Annotated in this window: 12 protein-coding genes and 6 pseudogenes; 11 read left to right on the forward strand and 7 right to left on the reverse strand. The window is 66.9% G+C overall.

Annotated features, from left to right (window positions below; genetic code table 11):
* Window positions 1-91: 91 nt before the first annotated feature.
* Window positions 92-3,085: a DNRLRE domain-containing protein gene (locus ACFYYN_RS39105; RefSeq protein ID WP_500549561.1), complete on the reverse strand. Its 2,994-nt coding sequence runs from the start codon at window positions 3,083-3,085 to the stop codon at window positions 92-94.
* Window positions 3,086-4,023: 938 nt separating this feature from the next.
* On the opposite strand from ACFYYN_RS39105, the pseudogene ACFYYN_RS39110 reads away from it, so the two are divergent.
* The 3 genes and pseudogenes from ACFYYN_RS39110 to ACFYYN_RS39120 all read left to right on the forward strand — a co-directional run.
* A pseudogene (locus ACFYYN_RS39110) lies at window positions 4,024-4,866 on the forward strand (IS256 family transposase); the annotation flags it as partial.
* Window positions 4,867-5,257: 391 nt separating this feature from the next.
* Window positions 5,258-5,653: pseudogene (locus ACFYYN_RS39115) on the forward strand (IS110 family transposase); the annotation flags it as partial.
* Window positions 5,654-5,889: 236 nt separating this feature from the next.
* Window positions 5,890-6,204, forward strand: a complete 315-nt coding sequence (locus ACFYYN_RS39120; protein ID WP_500549562.1) for a hypothetical protein — start codon at window positions 5,890-5,892, stop codon at window positions 6,202-6,204.
* 32 nt (window positions 6,205-6,236) lie between these two features.
* Here the strand turns inward: ACFYYN_RS39120 and ACFYYN_RS39125 are convergent.
* Window positions 6,237-7,492 (reverse strand): annotated as a pseudogene (locus ACFYYN_RS39125) (IS256 family transposase).
* 157 nt (window positions 7,493-7,649) lie between these two features.
* On the opposite strand from ACFYYN_RS39125, the pseudogene ACFYYN_RS39130 reads away from it, so the two are divergent.
* Window positions 7,650-7,999: pseudogene (locus tag ACFYYN_RS39130) on the forward strand (transposase); the annotation flags it as partial.
* Between the two features lie 17 nt (window positions 8,000-8,016).
* Window positions 8,017-8,247: pseudogene (locus tag ACFYYN_RS39135) on the forward strand (transposase); the annotation flags it as partial.
* 219 nt (window positions 8,248-8,466) lie between these two features.
* On the opposite strand, the gene ACFYYN_RS39140 reads toward ACFYYN_RS39135, so the two are convergent.
* From ACFYYN_RS39140 to ACFYYN_RS39150, 3 genes are all read right to left on the reverse strand, one after another.
* Window positions 8,467-8,634 carry a hypothetical protein gene (locus tag ACFYYN_RS39140; RefSeq protein WP_500549563.1) on the reverse strand — a complete coding sequence of 56 codons (168 nt, stop codon included), beginning with the start codon at window positions 8,632-8,634 and terminating at the stop codon, window positions 8,467-8,469.
* Window positions 8,635-8,900: 266 nt separating this feature from the next.
* A complete protein-coding gene (locus tag ACFYYN_RS39145; protein ID WP_500549564.1) occupies window positions 8,901-9,434 on the reverse strand; it encodes a DUF6193 family natural product biosynthesis protein in 534 nt (177 codons plus the stop codon).
* A complete protein-coding gene (locus tag ACFYYN_RS39150) occupies window positions 9,431-11,026 on the reverse strand; it encodes an ISL3 family transposase (protein WP_500549565.1) in 1,596 nt (531 codons plus the stop codon). The genes ACFYYN_RS39145 and ACFYYN_RS39150 overlap by 4 nt, the downstream gene beginning before the upstream one ends.
* Window positions 11,027-11,566: 540 nt before the next feature.
* Here ACFYYN_RS39150 and ACFYYN_RS39155 point away from each other — a divergent pair.
* The gene (locus ACFYYN_RS39155; protein ID WP_500549566.1) at window positions 11,567-12,139 is read left to right on the forward strand and encodes a GNAT family N-acetyltransferase; all 573 of its coding nucleotides are present in this window, start codon (window positions 11,567-11,569) and stop codon (window positions 12,137-12,139) included.
* A gap of 319 nt (window positions 12,140-12,458) precedes the next feature.
* A complete protein-coding gene (locus ACFYYN_RS39160; RefSeq protein ID WP_500549624.1) occupies window positions 12,459-12,920 on the forward strand; it encodes a hypothetical protein in 462 nt (153 codons plus the stop codon).
* Between the two features lie 174 nt (window positions 12,921-13,094).
* Here the strand turns inward: ACFYYN_RS39160 and ACFYYN_RS39165 are convergent.
* Together ACFYYN_RS39165 and ACFYYN_RS39170 are read right to left on the reverse strand one after the other, a co-directional pair.
* Window positions 13,095-13,321, reverse strand: a pseudogene (locus ACFYYN_RS39165) (DNA helicase); the annotation flags it as partial.
* 382 nt (window positions 13,322-13,703) lie between these two features.
* Entirely contained in the window at window positions 13,704-14,318 is a 615-nt protein-coding gene (locus tag ACFYYN_RS39170; RefSeq protein WP_500549567.1) for a Gfo/Idh/MocA family protein, read from the reverse strand.
* A gap of 87 nt (window positions 14,319-14,405) precedes the next feature.
* Between ACFYYN_RS39170 and ACFYYN_RS39175 the strand changes: the two genes are divergently transcribed.
* From ACFYYN_RS39175 to ACFYYN_RS39190, 4 genes are all read left to right on the forward strand, one after another.
* On the forward strand, window positions 14,406-14,855 hold the full coding sequence (locus ACFYYN_RS39175) for a winged helix-turn-helix transcriptional regulator (RefSeq protein WP_500549568.1): 450 nt from the start codon (window positions 14,406-14,408) through the stop codon (window positions 14,853-14,855).
* Between the two features lie 315 nt (window positions 14,856-15,170).
* On the forward strand, window positions 15,171-15,725 hold the full coding sequence (locus ACFYYN_RS39180; RefSeq protein WP_500549569.1) for a TetR/AcrR family transcriptional regulator: 555 nt from the start codon (window positions 15,171-15,173) through the stop codon (window positions 15,723-15,725).
* Between the two features lie 87 nt (window positions 15,726-15,812).
* Complete coding sequence (locus tag ACFYYN_RS39185) at window positions 15,813-16,826, forward strand: SDR family oxidoreductase (RefSeq protein ID WP_500549570.1); 1,014 nt, start codon at window positions 15,813-15,815, stop codon at window positions 16,824-16,826.
* A gap of 15 nt (window positions 16,827-16,841) precedes the next feature.
* On the forward strand, window positions 16,842-17,909 hold the full coding sequence (locus ACFYYN_RS39190) for an aldo/keto reductase (RefSeq protein ID WP_500549571.1): 1,068 nt from the start codon (window positions 16,842-16,844) through the stop codon (window positions 17,907-17,909).
* Window position 17,910 lies beyond the last annotated feature (1 nt).

A 17,910-nucleotide genomic window follows, 5' to 3' on the forward strand; every position in this document is an offset into this window, starting at 1 on the left:
TGACCGCCGCCATCTGGCACAACCACCACACCGGGCAGAGCGTCCTACGATCCCTGACCGCCTACGACCATTAGCCCTTGGAATCGATCATCTAGACGAATTCCAGGACTCGGCAGTCCGCCGTCGAGGGGTCGTTCGCGCAGGCTGTGGCAGATACCGCGCTGGTGGGGGCGATGACGTACCGCGGCTCGGCGAGGATTTCGCCGTCGTAGAGGGTGACGGCGCGCGAAACCACGGTCGTGGTGTTCGCGGAGGAGTTGTTCACCGCGTACGTGGTGTCTGCCTGCCAGGTTGGCGTGCCGGAGACCTTCTTGAAGGTGGTGACGCTGCCGTCGGTGTCCTTCAGCGTGTACGCGCCGTCCTTGAGGGTGAGGGTGAGGTTTTCCGCACCCGGCTCAGGGGTCCAGCCTCCGGTGGAGTTGAGGGCGAAGCCGGTCTGACCGCCTGTGGCGTCCATGACCGCGACCGAAGTGGGTGAGGTCTGCTTCACGTACGTCCAGTCGGACGTGGCCGCGGAAATGCCGGACGTCCAGTTGGGGCCGAAGATCGCGACCTGGCCGGACTGGCCTGTCCCCGCGTGGGGGTCGCGGGAGGAGAAGCTGCGGGTCACCGACACGCCGAACGCACCGGCGTCCGTGGCGTCCAGGCCGAAGTCACCGGTGAGCATGTTGACGGTGCCCGGCCCGATGGCGTTGACGGGCGCGTTGTTGGCCTTGCCGTCGACGGTGACCGTGGCCGCATCGGTGCCGTAGGTGTTGGTGCCGTCCGTGAACAGCGCCCGCACCTGGACGGGACCGTCGTCGGGAAGCTGTCTGGTCGCCGCCCAGATGAGGTCGGCGGGGTTCGCGGAGGAGGGGAAGGTGACCGGCCAGGAGGGGATGGCCGATCCGTCCTCGGTCACGTAGGTGACCGGGATCGGCTGCCAGGCGACGCTGTCACCGATCCGGTATTGGTATGTCACGCCGGTGAACGCCCCGGCCTGCGTGGCCGACAGCGTCACAGCGTCGTCCGTGGTGTCCCCCGTGACGGGGGACGCGAGGCCGGCTTTGCCCACACCGAAGGCGTAGGCAGTCGTGGCCGTGGAAATGTTGCCGCCCGAGTCGATCGTGCGGGCATACAGGGTGTGCCAGCCGTTGCCCGGCTTGACGGTGATGGTCTGCGGCTTGCCGCCGGTGCCGTCGATGGTGTCCAGAGCTCGGTTGGGAACCGTCGTGTCGTCCAGCCCCCATTGATAGCCCGCGCCGTCAGTGGAGGTGGTGCTCAGGGTGCACGTCGCGCCGCTGCTCGACTTGTCAGTCCACGTGCCGGCGGAATAGGGGGAGCAGGAGATTGTGGGCGCGGCCGGCTTGGCCGCGTTCGGCGCGAAGTACAGGTACGAGGACCAGGAGCCGTAGTCCGTGCCGTCATAGCCACGTACACGCATCCGAAGGTGCGAGATGGGCAATGGGTTGGCGCTGGGGATGTCCAGTGTGGCCGTGCCGCCCGAAGAGACGGAGGGCGAGGTCCCGGTGTACGAGTACGTCGGGTCGCTCGGATAGGCCGGGTCGTTGGTGATCTCGAACTGGGCCTTGACCGTGGATCCGTCCGCGTCGGTGACCTTCGCCGACAGCTTCGGCGTCAGCGAGGTGACGTAGCGCGAACCGTTGTAGGCGTTGACCACACTCGGCGAGATCGCGGCCGAGGCTGTGGTGGCGTAGGAGTTGTAGGTGACCGTCAGGTGCGGCTCGGTGGCGCCGTCGACGCCTGAGTTGTAGTTCGCCGAGCGGAAACGCCGCCAGGTCAACGTGTCGGACTCGTCCGCGCCGCGGACCTGGAGGCCGTAGTTGGCCGAGCCGTCGGCCCAGGCCTGCACGATAGCGTCGATGTCGAAGTTCATCGTGCCGGCCGGGCAGGAGGAGCTCCAGCCCAGGGCGGCCTTGTTGGTCACCGCGCCAGTCGCCGTGGTCGACGGCTGGGTGTGCCAGGTCACGGTCGAGGATGACCAGCTGGTGGTGATCCGGCGAACCTGGGTACCGGCTCCGGTGGTGGAGCAGGTCGAGGCGTAGTACGAGTACAGGGCGAGGTTGGTGTCGGTGATGTGCTTGCCCTTGAACTTCGCCACATCGAACATCAGGTACGAGCGGGCGATGTGGCCGCCGGCGTCGTAGGTGCCCGACTTCAGCTCCGTGGAGGAGACCTGGGAGTCTTCGTAGTCCGGGGTCTGGATCCAGGTGTCGGTGGTCTCGGCCAGCGTGGAGGTGGGGTCGACCGTCACCGGGTACGTCGCGGTGGCTAGGAAGTCCGCCGCGGGTGTCAGCACCAGGGTCTGCTTGCCGTCATCGCCGGTTTCGATCTTCGTGGCGACCCGGGCCTGGTGCTCCGGCTCACCGGAGACCTCGTTCTTGGTGGAGTCCCACATCATCGGGGCCGGCGCCTCGGCCACCAGCTTCCCGTCGGAGTCCTTAAGCAGCAGGTGGCCCGAATCTGCTTCGGACAGCTTCAACCCTTCCAGGTCCATCGGGATCCGGTAGGACACCGGCCCGTCCGGCTGCTGGTCCAGGACCACATTCTGCGAGAAGCCCTGCGGCAGCGCCGTGACCGTCAGCGTCTGCCCGGCGCCCAGGTCGTAGGAAGCGGTGTCGTCCTTCACCTGCGGGGTGGGGAGCTTGTCCTGCCAACCCAGGCCGAAGGACTTGTCGCCCTTGGCCACCGACGCAAGCGCCGTGTCACCGCCATCGGAGACCGCGATGTCCGCGGCCGCCGCCTGCGGCGTCAGGGACGCACCGGTGTCAGACAGGGACGTGTCGATGTCCTGCCACGTACCGTCCTGCTTGACCCGGACCGGCCCGGCGTAAGCCGCAGTCTGCAGCTCACCACTCGGCAGCGCCCACGTCGTGGAATCCGACGTCCGCGCCGCCAGCACCTCGATCTTCCGGTCCTGCAGCCGGGCCATCAGCAGTGCTGACGCCTCGTCCTGCGCCTGCGCCGGGCCCTCGGCCTTGGCCGTCGCGGTAGCCGTGGGCGTCTGCTGCTCCAGCGCCACCGCCTGCCCGGTGGATTCCACCACCAGGGCCGTCTCAACGGCCAGCATCAGGGACACAGCCACGGCTATGCGCCGCAGGCGCCTGCTCGCCCCAGGCGAGGCAGGTCTGAACGGGCCTGGCAGCCCGTCCTTGAACCAGAAAACCATCACATCTCCTTCAAGAGATCCCCATGGGATCAGGAAGGAGAGATCTATCCCGCCGCAGGCACGGGTTTTCCGCCGGGGCCCCGGAAGACCCCGTCCCCCCTTCGCTCAGTCACCTGACCAGCGGCGATATGACCGATTCCCCCATGAACTGACCCCGCGTGCATGACTCTCGAAAGGCCAAAGAAAGATCAAGACCAGGGCGGACCAAATTTTACTTTTGTTGTACACGCATCAAATTGGTCACCCAACTGGCCACTCTCAGAGTGAACTTGTATCCAGTCCTGAGTAAACCAAAGGAAAACCACGTATGACCATTTTGTGTATGCTTCGAACCTGAAATCCGATCATTCGGAGCCTCGGGCAACCACCGCCCACGCCGAAAGCGCCCACCGGCCCCCGGCAGCCGGGCCTCGGCATCGCCGATCAGCCCGCGGACAGACACCGGTTGCGGAGACCCTGGATCGGACGAGGCCCAACGCCACCGGTCGAAGACAGCCTCAGGGCCCCGCCGCAACCAGGGGAGTGATCCAGCCACGGCTCCCTGGCGACCCGCCAGGAGGAGGGCCCATTGCTGCGGTCCACCGCGAGGGCGGCCGGCACAGGCGGCCGTGGCAACTGGGGGAAACCTCGCCCGACGACGGCGGCCGCTCCACACGAAGCCCGGTCCCCGGCAAGGACGGCCCAGGCGTCACACGATATGGCCCTCGGATCTCCGCCGGGTTGCGTCCTTGGAAGTGGTGTAACGGGTTGGACCTGATGCGGGGGTTTGCTCCGGAGTCCGGGTTGATGCCCGCATAGAGAAACGGCCACCGGCTGATCTTCGAAGTGTCGAAGCCTCGAAGGAGATCAGCACGATGACCGCACCCAACAGTCTGCCCCTGAACGCCCTCGCCGACGAGAACCTTGCCGCGGCGAGTCCCGATCTGCTGCGGGCGATGGTCAAGACGTTCGCCGACGCGCTGATGTCCGCGGAGGCCGATGCGCTCTGCAATGCCGAATACGGGCAGGTCAGCGACGAACGCGTCAATCACCGCAACGGATATCGCCCGCGCGAGTGGGACACCAGGGCCGGCACGGTCGAGCTGGCCATCCCCAAGCTCCGCAGCGGCAGTTACTTCCCGCACTGGCTCCTCGAACGCCGCCGCAGGGCCGAACAGGCCCTGATCTCGGTGGTGGCCACCGCCTACCTGCTCGGGGTCTCCACCCGCCGGGTCGAGAAGCTCGCCGAGTCCCTCGGCGTCACCCAGCTGAGCAAGTCCCAGGTCAGCGCGATGGCCAAGCACCTGGACGAACAACTTACCTCGTTCCGCAACCGACCCCTGGATGCCGGACCGTATGCCTTCGTCTGGGTCGACGCACTGACCCAGAAGGTCCGCGAAGACGGCCGCATCATCAACGTCCACGCGCTGGTCGCGGTCGGCGTCAACGCCGATGGTCACCGCGAGATCCTCGGCCTGGACGTCGCCACCGCCGAAGACGGAGCCGGCTGGCTGGCGTTCCTGCGCTCGCTCATCGCCCGCGGCCTGGCCGGCGTCCAGCTGGTCGTCTCCGACGCCCACGCCGGCCTCGTCGACGCGATCGGCGCGACCCTGCCTGGCGCTTCGTGGCAGCGCTGCCGCACCCACTGCGCCCGCAACCTGCTCAGTCAGGTTCCGAAATCAGCCCAGCCGTGGGTGGCCACGCTGCTGCGGACCGTCTTGTCGGCGTACACGTGAACGTACATAGCCGCGTACGGATGAGCGTGCAGCGTTCGTGATGTGCTGAGATGCCGACTCTTGCATCCTGCTGGCTGTAGGGCTGGGTGCAGAGAGGGGCGGGCCGTGGTCTTGGATCCGCAGCGCTGGCTGGAACTGCGGCGTTTCGCAGCTTGGTTGCGTCTGGGGCTATGAACCTGTCAGAGGTGGCCGGGGAGACAGGACTGAACTGGCGGACGGTCAGCAAGTATTTGTCCGTTGACGGACCTGCATCGCCGCCTCGGCGGTCGCCGAGCGGGCGGTCGCGAGCGAGGGTGATTGATGAGTTCGCGCCGCTGGTCGACTCGATGCTGAAGACGGAAGTCCTTCTGAAGGCATCGGTGATCCACGAGCGGACAAGTCTGCACGCCGGCGGCATGGGAAGAGCGATCCGGTCGATGCTGAGGCCGCCGCTCGCGCCGTCCTCAGCGGCCGGGCGACCGCCGTCCCCAAGTCCGGCGACGTCCCCGTGGAGGACCTGCGAGCCTACAAGCTGGCCAAGGATTCAGCGGTCAAGGCTCGCACGCAGGCCATCAATCAGCTCAAGGCCGTCCTCGTCACGGCTCCGGCCGATCTTCGGGAACAGCTGACACCACTGAGCAACCCGAAACTCATCCAGGCATGCTCAAACCTTGACCCGGCCTGCCCACACGAGGCCGTGGCATACACATTACGGCTGCTCGCCAGCCGAATCCGGCAACTCAACGATGAGGTCCGCGAGCTCACCAGCCGCATCACTGCCACCATCGAGCTGCATGCGAGCAATTGTCAATACCTGTGGATCAGCTGACCTCGGTCAGGGTCGCGAAGCCGGTGGTGGGTAGGTCGGGGCCTGCGGCGAGCGGGGCAACTTCCCCCTCAGTCGACGTCTGGCGCGGAATCGGTTGAGGCCGCCGCAGAGTTCCACGACGCCCCCGACAAGAGGCACACTGTCGGTCTACGCGCACGAGTTGGTGCGGCCGTGCGTGGTGCGGAAGGTTGAGTTGCATGGCCATTGCGAAAAGGGGCACGCGGGTAATTGTTGTCGACGGGGAACGCTATCGCTGGGTAGTCGCGCCCAATGATGAGCCCGGTCTGGCAATCGTTGTCCTGCACGAGGAAAATGATGGACAGCGCATGGCGACGTGGGTTGAGCACGGTGTGGTGATCGCACCTGGGTTGGTTGCGGAAGTCATACGAGATGCGCTGCTTCACCACGGCTGGACACCTCGGCAACGTCGCAAGCAGCTCACCTTGCGATGCCTGGACAGAAATCCGGATTCGGCGAATCTCAGGTTGGTCAGTTGGCCGCCTGCGGTTTGAATGGGTGGCTCGTCAATCAGTTGAACTCAGTGTCAGGCAACAGCAGGCGCGGGCCGCTCGACCAGCTGGCCGCGTTCGAAGCGGGCGCCGGCACGGACGAGCGGGACGAGATGGGAGCCGTTGATGACCCGCCAGCGGGCCTGGGCGGATTCGACCAGCTTGAAGACCATCGCCAGTCCTGCCGCGCGGCTGCCGGCGCCCTTGGTGACCTTGGTACGGAGGCGGACGGTGGCGAAGGTCGACTCGATGGGGTTCGTGGTGCGCAGGTGGATCCAGTGCTCGGCCGGGAAGTGGTAGAACTCCAGCAGCACGTCCTGGTCATCGGTGATCTTCCGGACCGCCTCGGGGAACTTCGCGCCGTGGAGCTTCGCGAACGTCGTGATGGCCTGCTCGGCACGCTCGCGATCTTCGGCGTTGTAGATGTCCTGCAGGGCCTTCTTCGCCGCCGATTGCGCGGACTTGGGCATGGCGTCCAGCACGTTGGCGGTCTTGTGAACCCAGCACCTTTGCTCGCGGGTGGTGGGGAAGACCTCGCGCAGGGCCTTCCAGAAGCCAAGCGCGCCGTCGCCGACCGCGAGCACCGGGGCCCGCATGCCGCGGCGCGCGCAGTCACGCAGGAGGGCGGCCCAGGCTTCGGACGATTCGCGGTAGCCGTCAGTCATGGCCACCAGCTCTTTGGTGCCGTCGGCGCGGACGCCGATCACGGCCAGAACGGCGGCCTTGGCCTCTTCCAGGCGGATCCGCAGGTGGATGCCGTCGACCCAGACGTACACGAGACGGTGCCGGACAGATCGCGGTCCTGGAATGCGGCGTGGTCTGCTTGCCATTGGGCGGTCAGCCGGGTGACGGTCGCCGGCGACAGGCCCGCCGTGGAGCCGAGGAACTGCTCCAGCGCGGGCACGAAGTCCCCGGTGGACAGGCCGTGCAGATAGAGCAGCGGCAGCACCTCCGCGATCTTCGGAGACCTGCGGCACCAGGGCGGCAGGATCCCCGAGGAGAACCGCTTGCGCTCCCCACTGGTTGCGTCCACCCGCTTGTCGTTGACCCGCGGCGCCCGCACCTCGACCGATCCGGCCGCGGTGGTGACCTTCCTTGGCTGGTGGCAGCCGTTGCACACCACCAGACGGCGACCGCTCTCGTCCCGCTGGTCGGCCAACTCGGCTATGTAGGAGTTGACCTCGGCCTCCAGCGCGGCGGCCAGCATCCGGCGCGCGCCCTCCCGGACAATCTCGTCCAGAAGCGATAACCCGCCACTGGTGGTGCCGTCGGCGTTGACTACGGTGAGCACGGACGTGCCTTCCCGACCGACGCGCCAACGTCGGCCTTGCTCGATGGCCTATCGATCGATCACCAGGGAAGGTACGTCCTCCCCGGCCCGATCCACAGGTTCCGAGCATTGCTCGCTGCATGCGCCGGCATTCCTGGAAATCCAAGGCGTCGGACCCGACAGCGCAGCCGTTCTCCTCGTCACCGCGGGCGACAACCCCGAGCGACTGACCAGTGAAGCCTCGTTCGCAGCCCTGTGCGGAGTCAGCCCCGTCGAAAGATCATCGGGCAAAATCCAGCGCAGGCGACTCAACCGCGGGGGCGACCGCCAAGCCAACGCCGCCTCTACCGCATCACCCAAAGCCGCCTGCGGTGGGACAGCCGCACCCAGGCCTACCTGGAACGACGCACCCGGGAAGGCAAGAGCCGTCGCGAGATCATCCGTTGCCTGAAGCGCTACATCGCCCGTGAGATCTACAAGTGCTTACAGGAAGCACCCACCTACGCAGATCAACCCCTAGCAGCTTGACGAACCATAGGGGCATCAATCCGCAGGAACGACTGAACAAAGAGATCCGCCGCCGCACCGACGTGGTCGGTATCTTCCCCGACCGCACCGCCGTGATCCGCCTGGTCGGCGCCGTCCTGGCCGAACAGAACGACGAGTGGACCGAGGCCCGCCGCTACATGGGCCGCGACCTGCTGGCCAAAGCCCGCCTCCACCCGATCGAGTCACAGACCGGCGACACCGTCCTGCCGACCGAACTCACCGCATAGCCTCAAAGAAGAGATCACCGAGTGGCCGTCGATACACCACTCCAGCGGACGTGACCGCAGCCACCGGCCCTCGTGCAACGGGCTGTCCCCTGATTCGATGAGGTACTGGGCAAAGCGGTGAGCCCACCGATCCGGGCTGCCCGCCAGGGCGCGCCCCACATCGGCGCGCAGCGGCGGAACAATAGAGCGGTACTCGTCAGTGCGCCAGAAGTCCACGCCCTAGAGTTGTTCGTCGACAACGGCGAGCAACACAGGCCGCGACAGCTGGGAGACCAGCAGCCGCTGCCCGGCACTGAACACGCACAGTCCCGGCTGGTGACGGTCCTGTACGTCCAGGGACAGGCCCACCCACGTACCATCGTCCCGCGTGACATCGCTGCGCTGCATGCCGAGAGCGTAGACGGCTGGTGACAGGGACAGGGACCTCGACGATGGCGCCCTTGACCGTCCGACCGACTGGCACACTCCACGAACCGGTGACCCTGGCCGGGAATGCGAGCGGTGCTCGTTTAAGCTCCTCACCCCGTTTGAGCGCCGGACCGAGTGAGGCGAAGAGCGGCCCTGGCCGACTTCAGGGCTCTGGCCGCTTTATCGTGAATGATCTCGAGTAGAGGCTGCGGGGTGCTGATACCGATGGGCGTGGCCACACACCGTCACACGTGCTCGTCCGCGGAGGCGGTGATGACGGGCTCGGGGTCGGCTGGCAGGAGTTCAAGCAGGAGGGCCACAGCCTCTTCGGCGGTCTCGACTTCGCCGATCACGGCGAAAGGACTGCGTCGGCGAACCTTGAACCGGCCAGTGTGCAAGGGCTCGATCGATCCGGCCTGCACAGTCCAGGGGTAGCTGGTGGAGCTGCTGAAGAGCAGGGCGAAGTGGCTGGTGAACGGATACAGCCGCCGGAGTCGTGGTTGAGCGGCGGCAGCTTCCAGCAGCGGAACGATGCCCGGATATGGGCGCCCGGGCGTGCGGATCTGATGTACTGCATGCCTCCACTGCCAGCTGAGTCGTAGGGACTGCCAATGAGCCTCGACAACGTCAGCCAGCCCGCGACTGCGTGCTGCAGCTATGTCTGGCAGAACTGGTCTTGGAGGTAGGGGGAACTGTTGATCGCAGGTCTCGTCATTCGCGTCCACTGTCATAGTGTCGCGGCCGTTGGCTGAAAGCGGTGCTCTAATAACGAAGATCATGGCCGGGTAAGAATGCGTGTCCGGAGGAGTCGGAACGAGGCTCGGCCGTACATAGCTCGCTTCAGTGTTTTCACCCGGTTTACGTGTCCTTCAACGACCCCGGAGCTCCAGGGGAGGGTCAGACCGGCGGTCACCGCGTCGAGGTCCTGGCGGAGGAAGCCGGCGAAGCCCTTCATGGGCTTCGGTGCGTCCTGCTCGGCCTGCCGGATCCACTCCAGCAGCAGGTGTCCGCGCTGGTGACGGACCAGGTCGGCGAACGCTCGAGCGAGGTCGCAGGCCCGGGTGATGTTGGGGCAGGCGAGTCGGACTTGAAGGAGTCGCTCGTCCTGGCTTTCGGTCAGCGTCTCCCGGGGCCGCATGATCCATGAGGTGATCTTGCGAGGGCTCGGGATGTCGGCCCGGACCGGTTCGGCGGTGCCCGCGCGAACGGCGGCGAGGTGCTTGCGGACGACCTGGCGGCTGCCGCGATAGCCACGAGCGTGGATCTCCAGGAAGAGCTGGGTGCCGCTGGCCTGGCCTTGGGATTCGGTGAAGCGGCTGTTGAGATATGCCTTGAAGGGCTCCAGGACGCCGTTGGGGCGGCGCTCGCGGGCGGAGGCCAGCAGCTCGCCGAGGTCGGTGTCACGGAAGCGGCGCACGGTCTTGCGGTCGAGGTTCAGACGGCGGGCGATGGCGCTGATCGTCCAGCGTTTCTCCAGCAAGCGGTGGATGTCCTCGTAGCGGTGGCGGGTGCGTTCGATGATCTGGGTGCGGGGCAGTTCCGCGGCAGGTAACAGCATCGGGGGCGGCTCCGGCGCCTCGGTCACCGTCTCCTCCTCGGCGCGTTTGCGCAGGCAGCCGCGGTGCTGGTGGCGGGTCTTCTCCACTGCGGCGGACAGGTTCTGCAGCAGGTGCCAGCGGTCGGCTACTTCCACGGCGTGCGGGGCAGCTTCCCTGACCGCCTTGGTGTAAGAGGTGGCCCGGTCACTGCAGATGATCTCCGCACCGGGATGCTCGGTGAGCCAGGCCGCGAACGTCTCCGAGGTGCGGTCTGGCAGTACGTCCACGATCCGGCCGGCCTCGACGTCGACCAGCACGGTGCCGTAGGTGCAGCCCTTGCGGAAGGCGAACTCGTCCACCCCCAGCACCCGCGGCGCACGGTCCGGCACTGTCGGCGCCGTCAACAGCCTGAGCAGTCGGGTTCGGCCCGCGACCAGCCGCAGGCGGCGGCACAACCGTGCGGCCGGACGGCCGCCAAGCTCGATTGCGATCGACCGCAGCCACCCCGTCAGCCCGGTACTGGAGCGACGGTGCCGCTCGGACAGGCCCGGCACCTGCTCGACGAACGTCGTGCGGGAACAGTTCTTGCGATCACAGAAGTACCGGCGGACCCGCAGCCGGACTATGACCCGGCGCGACCCCAACGGCCCCTCATGTAGGGCTTGTTGATACGTGCTATGTATGCGCCTCGCCTGTTTCCGGCAGTCCGGGCACCGGCCCGGGCGAGCGGCGGACACGGCCTCCACCACGAGGACGTCGGAGGAGTCGCTGACGCGCTCCACTCGCACAGCGATCCCTGGAAACAGCACAGCCTCGACCGTCTTGCTTGCCATGCCGGGACATACTCTGCCGAAACGATCCCTCGCTCACCTCCCTGACCTGGGGATTCACGGAACTGCGGCCAGAGCCGATTTCAGGAATTCCCATCAGGGAGGGGTGGACGGACACCCCCGCGAACCATCACGCCCGCTTGCAGCCGTCAAGCCTGCGTCGCGGCAGGCACCCCGCTCACGGCAGTCCGATGCAAGGCCGAACCGTCACCTTGCGGCGCGCACCGGGCCACCACGGCCACGACTGGCTCCCCTGCACGCCCGATCCCTCAGGCCGCCACGTGGCGAGCACTCCATGGTGACGCCGCCGGTCCGCCTGTCCCCACGGCCACCCCCGACATCGTTCCCCTTAAAAGGACTTCGTGAGGTCCACTGACGAGGCTGGTCGACGTCCCCGGGGGGCGCCACGGCCGCGCCATGCCGGCAAGGGACTGCGCACTCGCCGCCCATGCGGCGCGTTCGGCGTCACCGGGACGTACGCGCCCCCGACCGTCCGGGTAAACGGATGGTCGAGGGCGAGCGTGACGCGACAGGATGCCCCGCATGACATTGCCCACCCCCGATCTGCACACCGCTCGCCTGCGACTGCGGCCGTTCACCGACGCCGACGCGGCGCCGCTCTACGCGCTGCACAGCAGCGCCCACGTGCTGCGTTACTGGGACTCCCCGCCGTGGACCGAACTGGCCCGCGCCCAGCGCTTCATCGCGTACTGCCGGACGATCGAGGAGGAAGGCACGGGAGCGCGGATGGCCGTCGACCGCGTCTGCGACGGCGCGTTCATCGGCTGGTGCGGCCTGACCAGATGGAACCCGGACTTCCGCAGCGCGTCCCTGGGCTACGTCTTCGGCGCCGCCGCGTGGGGCCACGGCTACGCCACGGAGACCGCGCACGCCGTCCTGCAGTGGGCGTTCGACACCCTGGACCTGAACCGCGTCCAGGCCGAGACCGACACCCGCAACTTGGCGTCCGCCCGGGTCCTGGAAAAGCTCGGCTTCGTCCGCGAAGGCACCCTCCGCGAGGACTGCGTCGTCAACGGCGACGTCTCCAACTCCTGGGTCTTCGGCCTCCTCCGCCGCGAGTGGCACCCGACGAGCAACCCGACGGCCGGCCGATAGGACCGAGACGCGCCAGCTTTTCAATCCACAACCTCCACCGAGGTCACCGTGACTCACTCCGGCGAGCTCGACGTCTTGGCTTGCCCCACCGATCCCGACCATCCGCACCGCTGGAGCATGGAGCGGCAACATCCTCATCTGCATACTCGGGTGCTGTCGCTTGTCGTGAACATCGAACACACTGCGACCCGGGTGCCTTCCGAAGCACTGAACAACTCTGGATGCAGTTGTTGCACTTGAGACAACATCTCTTGACATTGACATGCCATTTCTTCGCCACCAGAATCAGCCCGTCGAAACGGCATCACAGGGGGAGAATTTGATCAAGAACAAGCTTCGCATCGCAGCCATCGCCCTCCTCACGCTCGGGGCGAACGCCCTCACCCTCGTAGGCCCGGTATCAACGGCTCACGCGGGAGCGTTCGGGACGGTAGAGAACAGGCTGCCGTCGAGCTACACCGTCAAAACCGCCCGCTTCCTCAGCGACGGCGCCAGCAAGTGCAACATCTGGAACCCCAGCGGCGGGAACGACGGCAGCGCCAACGTGGTTCGGGCCACCTGGAACTGCAACACGCGATGGCTCCCGTCCGGAAAGTCCAGCGACAGCGAATTCGGCTGGTTGTACGACGCGGACGGCGTCATGGTGGAATCGAACTACATCTATCAGGACGGCAGTTGGGCTCAGTCCCCCACGGCCTTCATGTGGACACGCTTCCACGACTACGACAGGGTCATCTGCGAACTCGACTACTACGGTCGGCCTCACTGCTACACCGCATAGCCTCACACACCCTGCCGAAACGGCACTTTGGGGGCGGGCCATAGGCTGGGCCGCCCCCAGATCCACAGCCAGGAGGGCGGTTTCGCAATGACCTTGCGATGTCGCCGCCAGATGCACGGTACGCGTGCCAGAGTCAATTCGGCAGACGGTTCGAGCCGGACCCTGCGACCACTGCGGATTGCCATCGGGGTGGTCGTTGATCCAGGTCAGCCCGCCGAGGTCGAGGCGGGTACGGGCACGGGTGACGGCGACATAGGCGAGGCAGGCGTCGTCGATCGGACCGGGCAGCGGGCTACCGCGCTCGTCGGTTTCGTCGCTGTCCTCGGATGGATGGAAGTCGTCGGCGATCTCAACCTCTCGCGGCCCTTGGCTTTGCGCGCGGTCGACACCGCCGCGTACGCGCCGCCGTGCTCGCAGCCGTCCGCGCGCGGCGCGAACGGCACGTCGAGTCGCCAGTCGAGGCCTGTCCCCCAGGCCGGTGTCCCGTCGGATTCACTCAAGACGACCTCGGCAGTCTCCGCGAGGCGCACCTTGAGCTCGCTCTCGGCCGCTCCCTGACGGGCGAATCGCTCCCGGTAGGCACTGGCGACCTGGTGCTCACTCATGTAAAAAGTGTCGTCGTTGACCCGGAGGGCGCGTTGAAGGTTGACCTGTCCTTGTCCTTCTCCTGCCAGCCGTACTGGAAGTGCGGCGCCGTCTCACTCGCCGGGATGTCGACGACAAGGATGTCCGGGCCCTTGCCGCCAGGAGCCCGCAGCGCGTCTCGTCACTCCTGTCCCTTATTTATTCTTCGGTTCCCCTGTGTGCGATCGCCTCGAGCGAACGGTGAAGCTCCACCGCGTGGTCGAACCCAGGAGCGCCGGAGCCCCGGCCCGACAGCGCCTCGGCCACCTCCGCGTACAGATGGGCGACGTTGTGGGCCGGCGTTCCGGACAGCCCCGGGAACCGGTCGTACCCAGCGGGTAGTTCGAGCGGAGACAACGCCTCCTGGTCGTGCGCCCCTTCGACGGCCAGCGCGGCACTCATGGGCAGGCCGACATCCCCGGTGATCCGCAGAGATCCTCGCGTCCCGTCGATCTCCCAGGCGAACGGCGTCGTCCGCGGCGCGCCGCCCCGGAAGTGCATACTGGCGACGGCCCCGCCCGGCAGACGGCCGGTGACGGCGATCTGGTCGGGTGCGGTCTTCGCGATCGCCTCTCCTGTATCGGTGTTGACGGCCTGGGTGCGCAGCGTCGCGATCGTCGCCGTGGTCCCGGTCAGTTCACCCAGTGCCACCGCCTGCATGTCGAGCGCGTGGGCGAAGGGAATGGTCATCATCGTCGCCCCGTTGGCGGCGTCCGCGGTATAGGCGGACGCCGACGTGAACGTCGCCCCGCCGCCGGGGAACGAGCAGATCATCGATGAGGAGAGGACCTCGCCGACATAGCCGTCGGCGATCAGGTCGCGGACCCACCTCGTCGCGGCGACACGTGTCCCTGCAGTCCGGTGAACCGAGGTCCGGGGCGGCCCGCGTCCCGCAGGAACTCGGCCTCGGCGAGGTCGCGCGCCAGCGCGGACCCCATCTGCGCGATCGCCCGCAGCCTCGACGTCATCGGGGAGCGCTGGTCGCTGCTGATCATCCGGGACGCCTTCTACGGCAGGGCCACCTTCAACGAGTTCCGCGCCTCACTCGGCATCTCCACCGACGTACTGACCGCCAGGCTCAACACCCTCGTCGACGAGGGCATCCTGGAGCGCCGCCCCTACCGCCCCGAGGCCGGCGGGCGCGGCTCCCGGGAACGCCACGCCTACCACCTGACGCCGGACGGCCGCCAGTTGCGGCCCGTGCTCGGCGCCCTCCTCGATTGGGGCAACAAGCATCGCCCCAATGACTACGGCCCTCCTCGGTGTTGGTCGACACGAGCACCAACCGGCCCGTGCGCCTCGCCTTCGTAGACGAGGACGGCGGCGAGGTGGACGTCGCGCAGGTGGACAGTGTTCTCGGGCCCGGGTACTACGCCTGGAAGGCCCAGCCCCCCGACGGCGGCAGCTGACCGCCACGCCCCCTCGCCATCCTGGTGCGGCCGCACCCGCTCACGCTGCCAGGGCAACTGGTTGTCGAACTGCTGCAAGGCGGCGCGCGTCAGTCATCCAGCATGGCTTGCCGTCACTGCAACACATAGGCCTGGCGAAGCAGTTTTGGCTGGTTGCCGCACTGATACGGTCCCCTTATCGTTGTGGAGAGGTCTCCGCTACGCAAGGAGGGGGAGCATGGTTCGTTCGGATGCTCGCAGGAATCGCGACCGCATCCTGGCCGCCGCTCGTGCGGCGTTCGCCGAGGACGGGGCCGCCTCGATGAACCAGATCGCACAGCGGGCCGGGGTGGGGCCGGGCACGCTCTACCGCAACTACGCGTCGCGCGATGAGCTCATCCTGGACATCTACCGGGAGGAGGTCGAGGAACTGGCGGAATCGGTGTCCGAGTCGCTGAGCGCGATGACCCCGATCGAGGCGCTACGGCACTGGACTACGAAGCTGGTCGACGCGATGCGCAAGAAGCACGCCTTGGGCGCCGCTCTCACGCCGGATGTGCGGAAGGCGGTCACGGAGCAGACGTACGGGCCGGTGTTCGATGCGATCACGTTGCTGTTCGACGCGGGGAAGGCGGACGGCAGCGTTCGGACGGATGCCGAGCCCGGTGACTTTCTGCAACTGACCGGTGCGCTGTGGCGGGCTTCCGAGGACCGCACCCAGCCGATGCTTACGCTGATCCTGGACGGGCTGATGGCGCCCACCCTAAGGGAAGAGCCTGCGGAAAGGCTGTAACTGGAGAACTTCTCCACTTCCCGTTGACGATCCGGAGACCTCTCCACTACTGTCTTTCAACGAGCCCTGAAAGAAGCGGAGAGCAGGATGTCGGAGATTTTGGTTACTGGCGGCTCCGGGTACGTCGGAAGCTGGTGCACGCTCGCACTGCTCAACGCCGGCTACTCGGTGCGCACCACCGTGCGCGATCTCTCCCGCGAAGAACAGGTCCGCGAGATGCTGCGCCGCGGCGGTGCCGAGCCGGGCGACAACCTCCGAGTGGTCCGCGCCGACCTGTCGAGCGACGACGGCTGGACGAAAGCCGCCGCTGGCTGCGACGGCGTACTGCACATCGCCTCGCCCACGCTGACGCAGGCGCCCAAGAACGACGACGAGATGGTCCGTCCGGCAATCGACGGCACGCTCCGCGTGCTCCGCGCAGCCCGCGACCGCGGTGTGCGGCGAGTAGTGCTGACCTCCGCGATCGGAGCAATCGCATACGGTCATGAGCCGCGCGACACCCCGTTCACCGAGGACGACTGGACCAACGTCGATGCCGCAGGCATTCAGCCTTATCAGAAGTCCAAGACCCTCGCCGAACGCGCGGCCTGGGACTTCGTGAAGGACGGGGGCCTCGAACTGGCCACCGTCAACCCGACGGGCGTGCTTGGCCCGGTCCTCGGCCCGGACTACTCGCCCTCACTTACTGCAATCGCTCGTATGCTCAACGGGACGATGCCGGCGCTGCTGCCGTTTGCCACCGGCTACGTAGACGTGCGTGACGTGGCCTCTCTGCAGCTGCTTGCGTTGGTTGAGCCGGCCGCCGCAGGGGAGCGGTTCATTGCCACCGCCGGGCGCAGTCTCTGGCTGCGTGACGTCGCTGCAATCCTGCGCGAACGCTTGGGCAAGCAGGCAGACAAGGTACCGACGAAGGAGATGCCCTTGTGGGTTGCTCGCGGACTGGCTCTGGTCAACCCGCAGCTGCGTCAGCTGCGTGCGGCGCTTGGCCGGGACCTGGCGGCCACCTCCTCGAAGGCCGAGAAGCTGTTGGGGTGGAAGCCCCGCCAGATCGAGGACACCATCGCCGAGACCGGCGAGAGCCTTCTCGCCCTTCAGCACTGATTGGATTTTCAGCTCGTGGAACTCTTCGAATACCGCACCGTCGGTCGCTCCGGTCTTCGGGTCAGCCCGCTCACCCTCGGCACGATGACCTTCGGCGACGCCAGCTGGGGCTCCGACCCCGAGACGTCCAAGGAAGTCATCGCACGGTACCTGGACGCTGGCGGCAACGTGATCGACACCGCCAACGGCTACTCCGAAGGCCGCTCCGAGCAGATCGTCGGTGACTACCTCGCCTCCCGGCCCGGCCTGCGGGACCGGGTGGTGATCTCGACCAAGTACGCCCGGAACATGTACAACGGTGACCCGAACGGCGGCGGCAGCAGCCGCAAGGCGATCCTCGAACAGGTCGATGCATCGCTCCGGCGGCTCGGGGTGGACTACATCGACCTCTACTGGCAGCACTGTCTCGACCAGCACACTCCGATCGAGGAATCTTTGGCCACCCTCAACGACCTGGTCCGCGACGGTAAAATCCGCTACATCGGGCTGTCCAACACTCCGGCTTGGGCGGTGTCCCGGATGGCGACGATCGCGGAGCTGCGTGGGTGGGCTCCGATCGTCGCGTTGCAGGTCGAATACTCATTGGTCCGTCGTACCGTCGAAGGTGAGTTGTTCCAGGCCGCCCGCGAGCTGGACCTCGCCGTGCTGCCCTACAGCCCGCTGGCCAGTGGCGTTCTCTCGGGCAAGTACTCACGCGACAACCGAACCCCCAAGGGGTCCGGTCGCGGCCCCCTGGCCAAGGCACAGCTCGATGGCACAAACGCCTTCGACGTGCTCGACGTGCTGCGCGAGGTGGCCAAGAGACTGGACGCGTCGGTCGCAGCGGTCGCCCTGGCCTGGGTACGGCAGCAGGCGCCGGTCACCTCGACGCTCATCGGGGCCCGCTCCGTGACCCAGCTCGAGGCCAACCTTGAGTCGCTGCAGGTGACCATCCCCGAGGACGACCTGCGCGAGCTCGACCAGGTGTCTGCCCCCGACCTCAATTACCCCTACCCCTGGCTGGCCTCGATCGCCGTTCCGCTGACCCAGTCCGGCACACAGATCAATGGCGTCGGCTCCGCCTCCTATCGTCGGTCGGTGTGAC

The sequence above is a fragment of the Streptomyces sp. NPDC001902 genome, assembly GCF_042891295.1.
GTDB lineage: Bacteria > Actinomycetota > Actinomycetes > Streptomycetales > Streptomycetaceae > Actinacidiphila.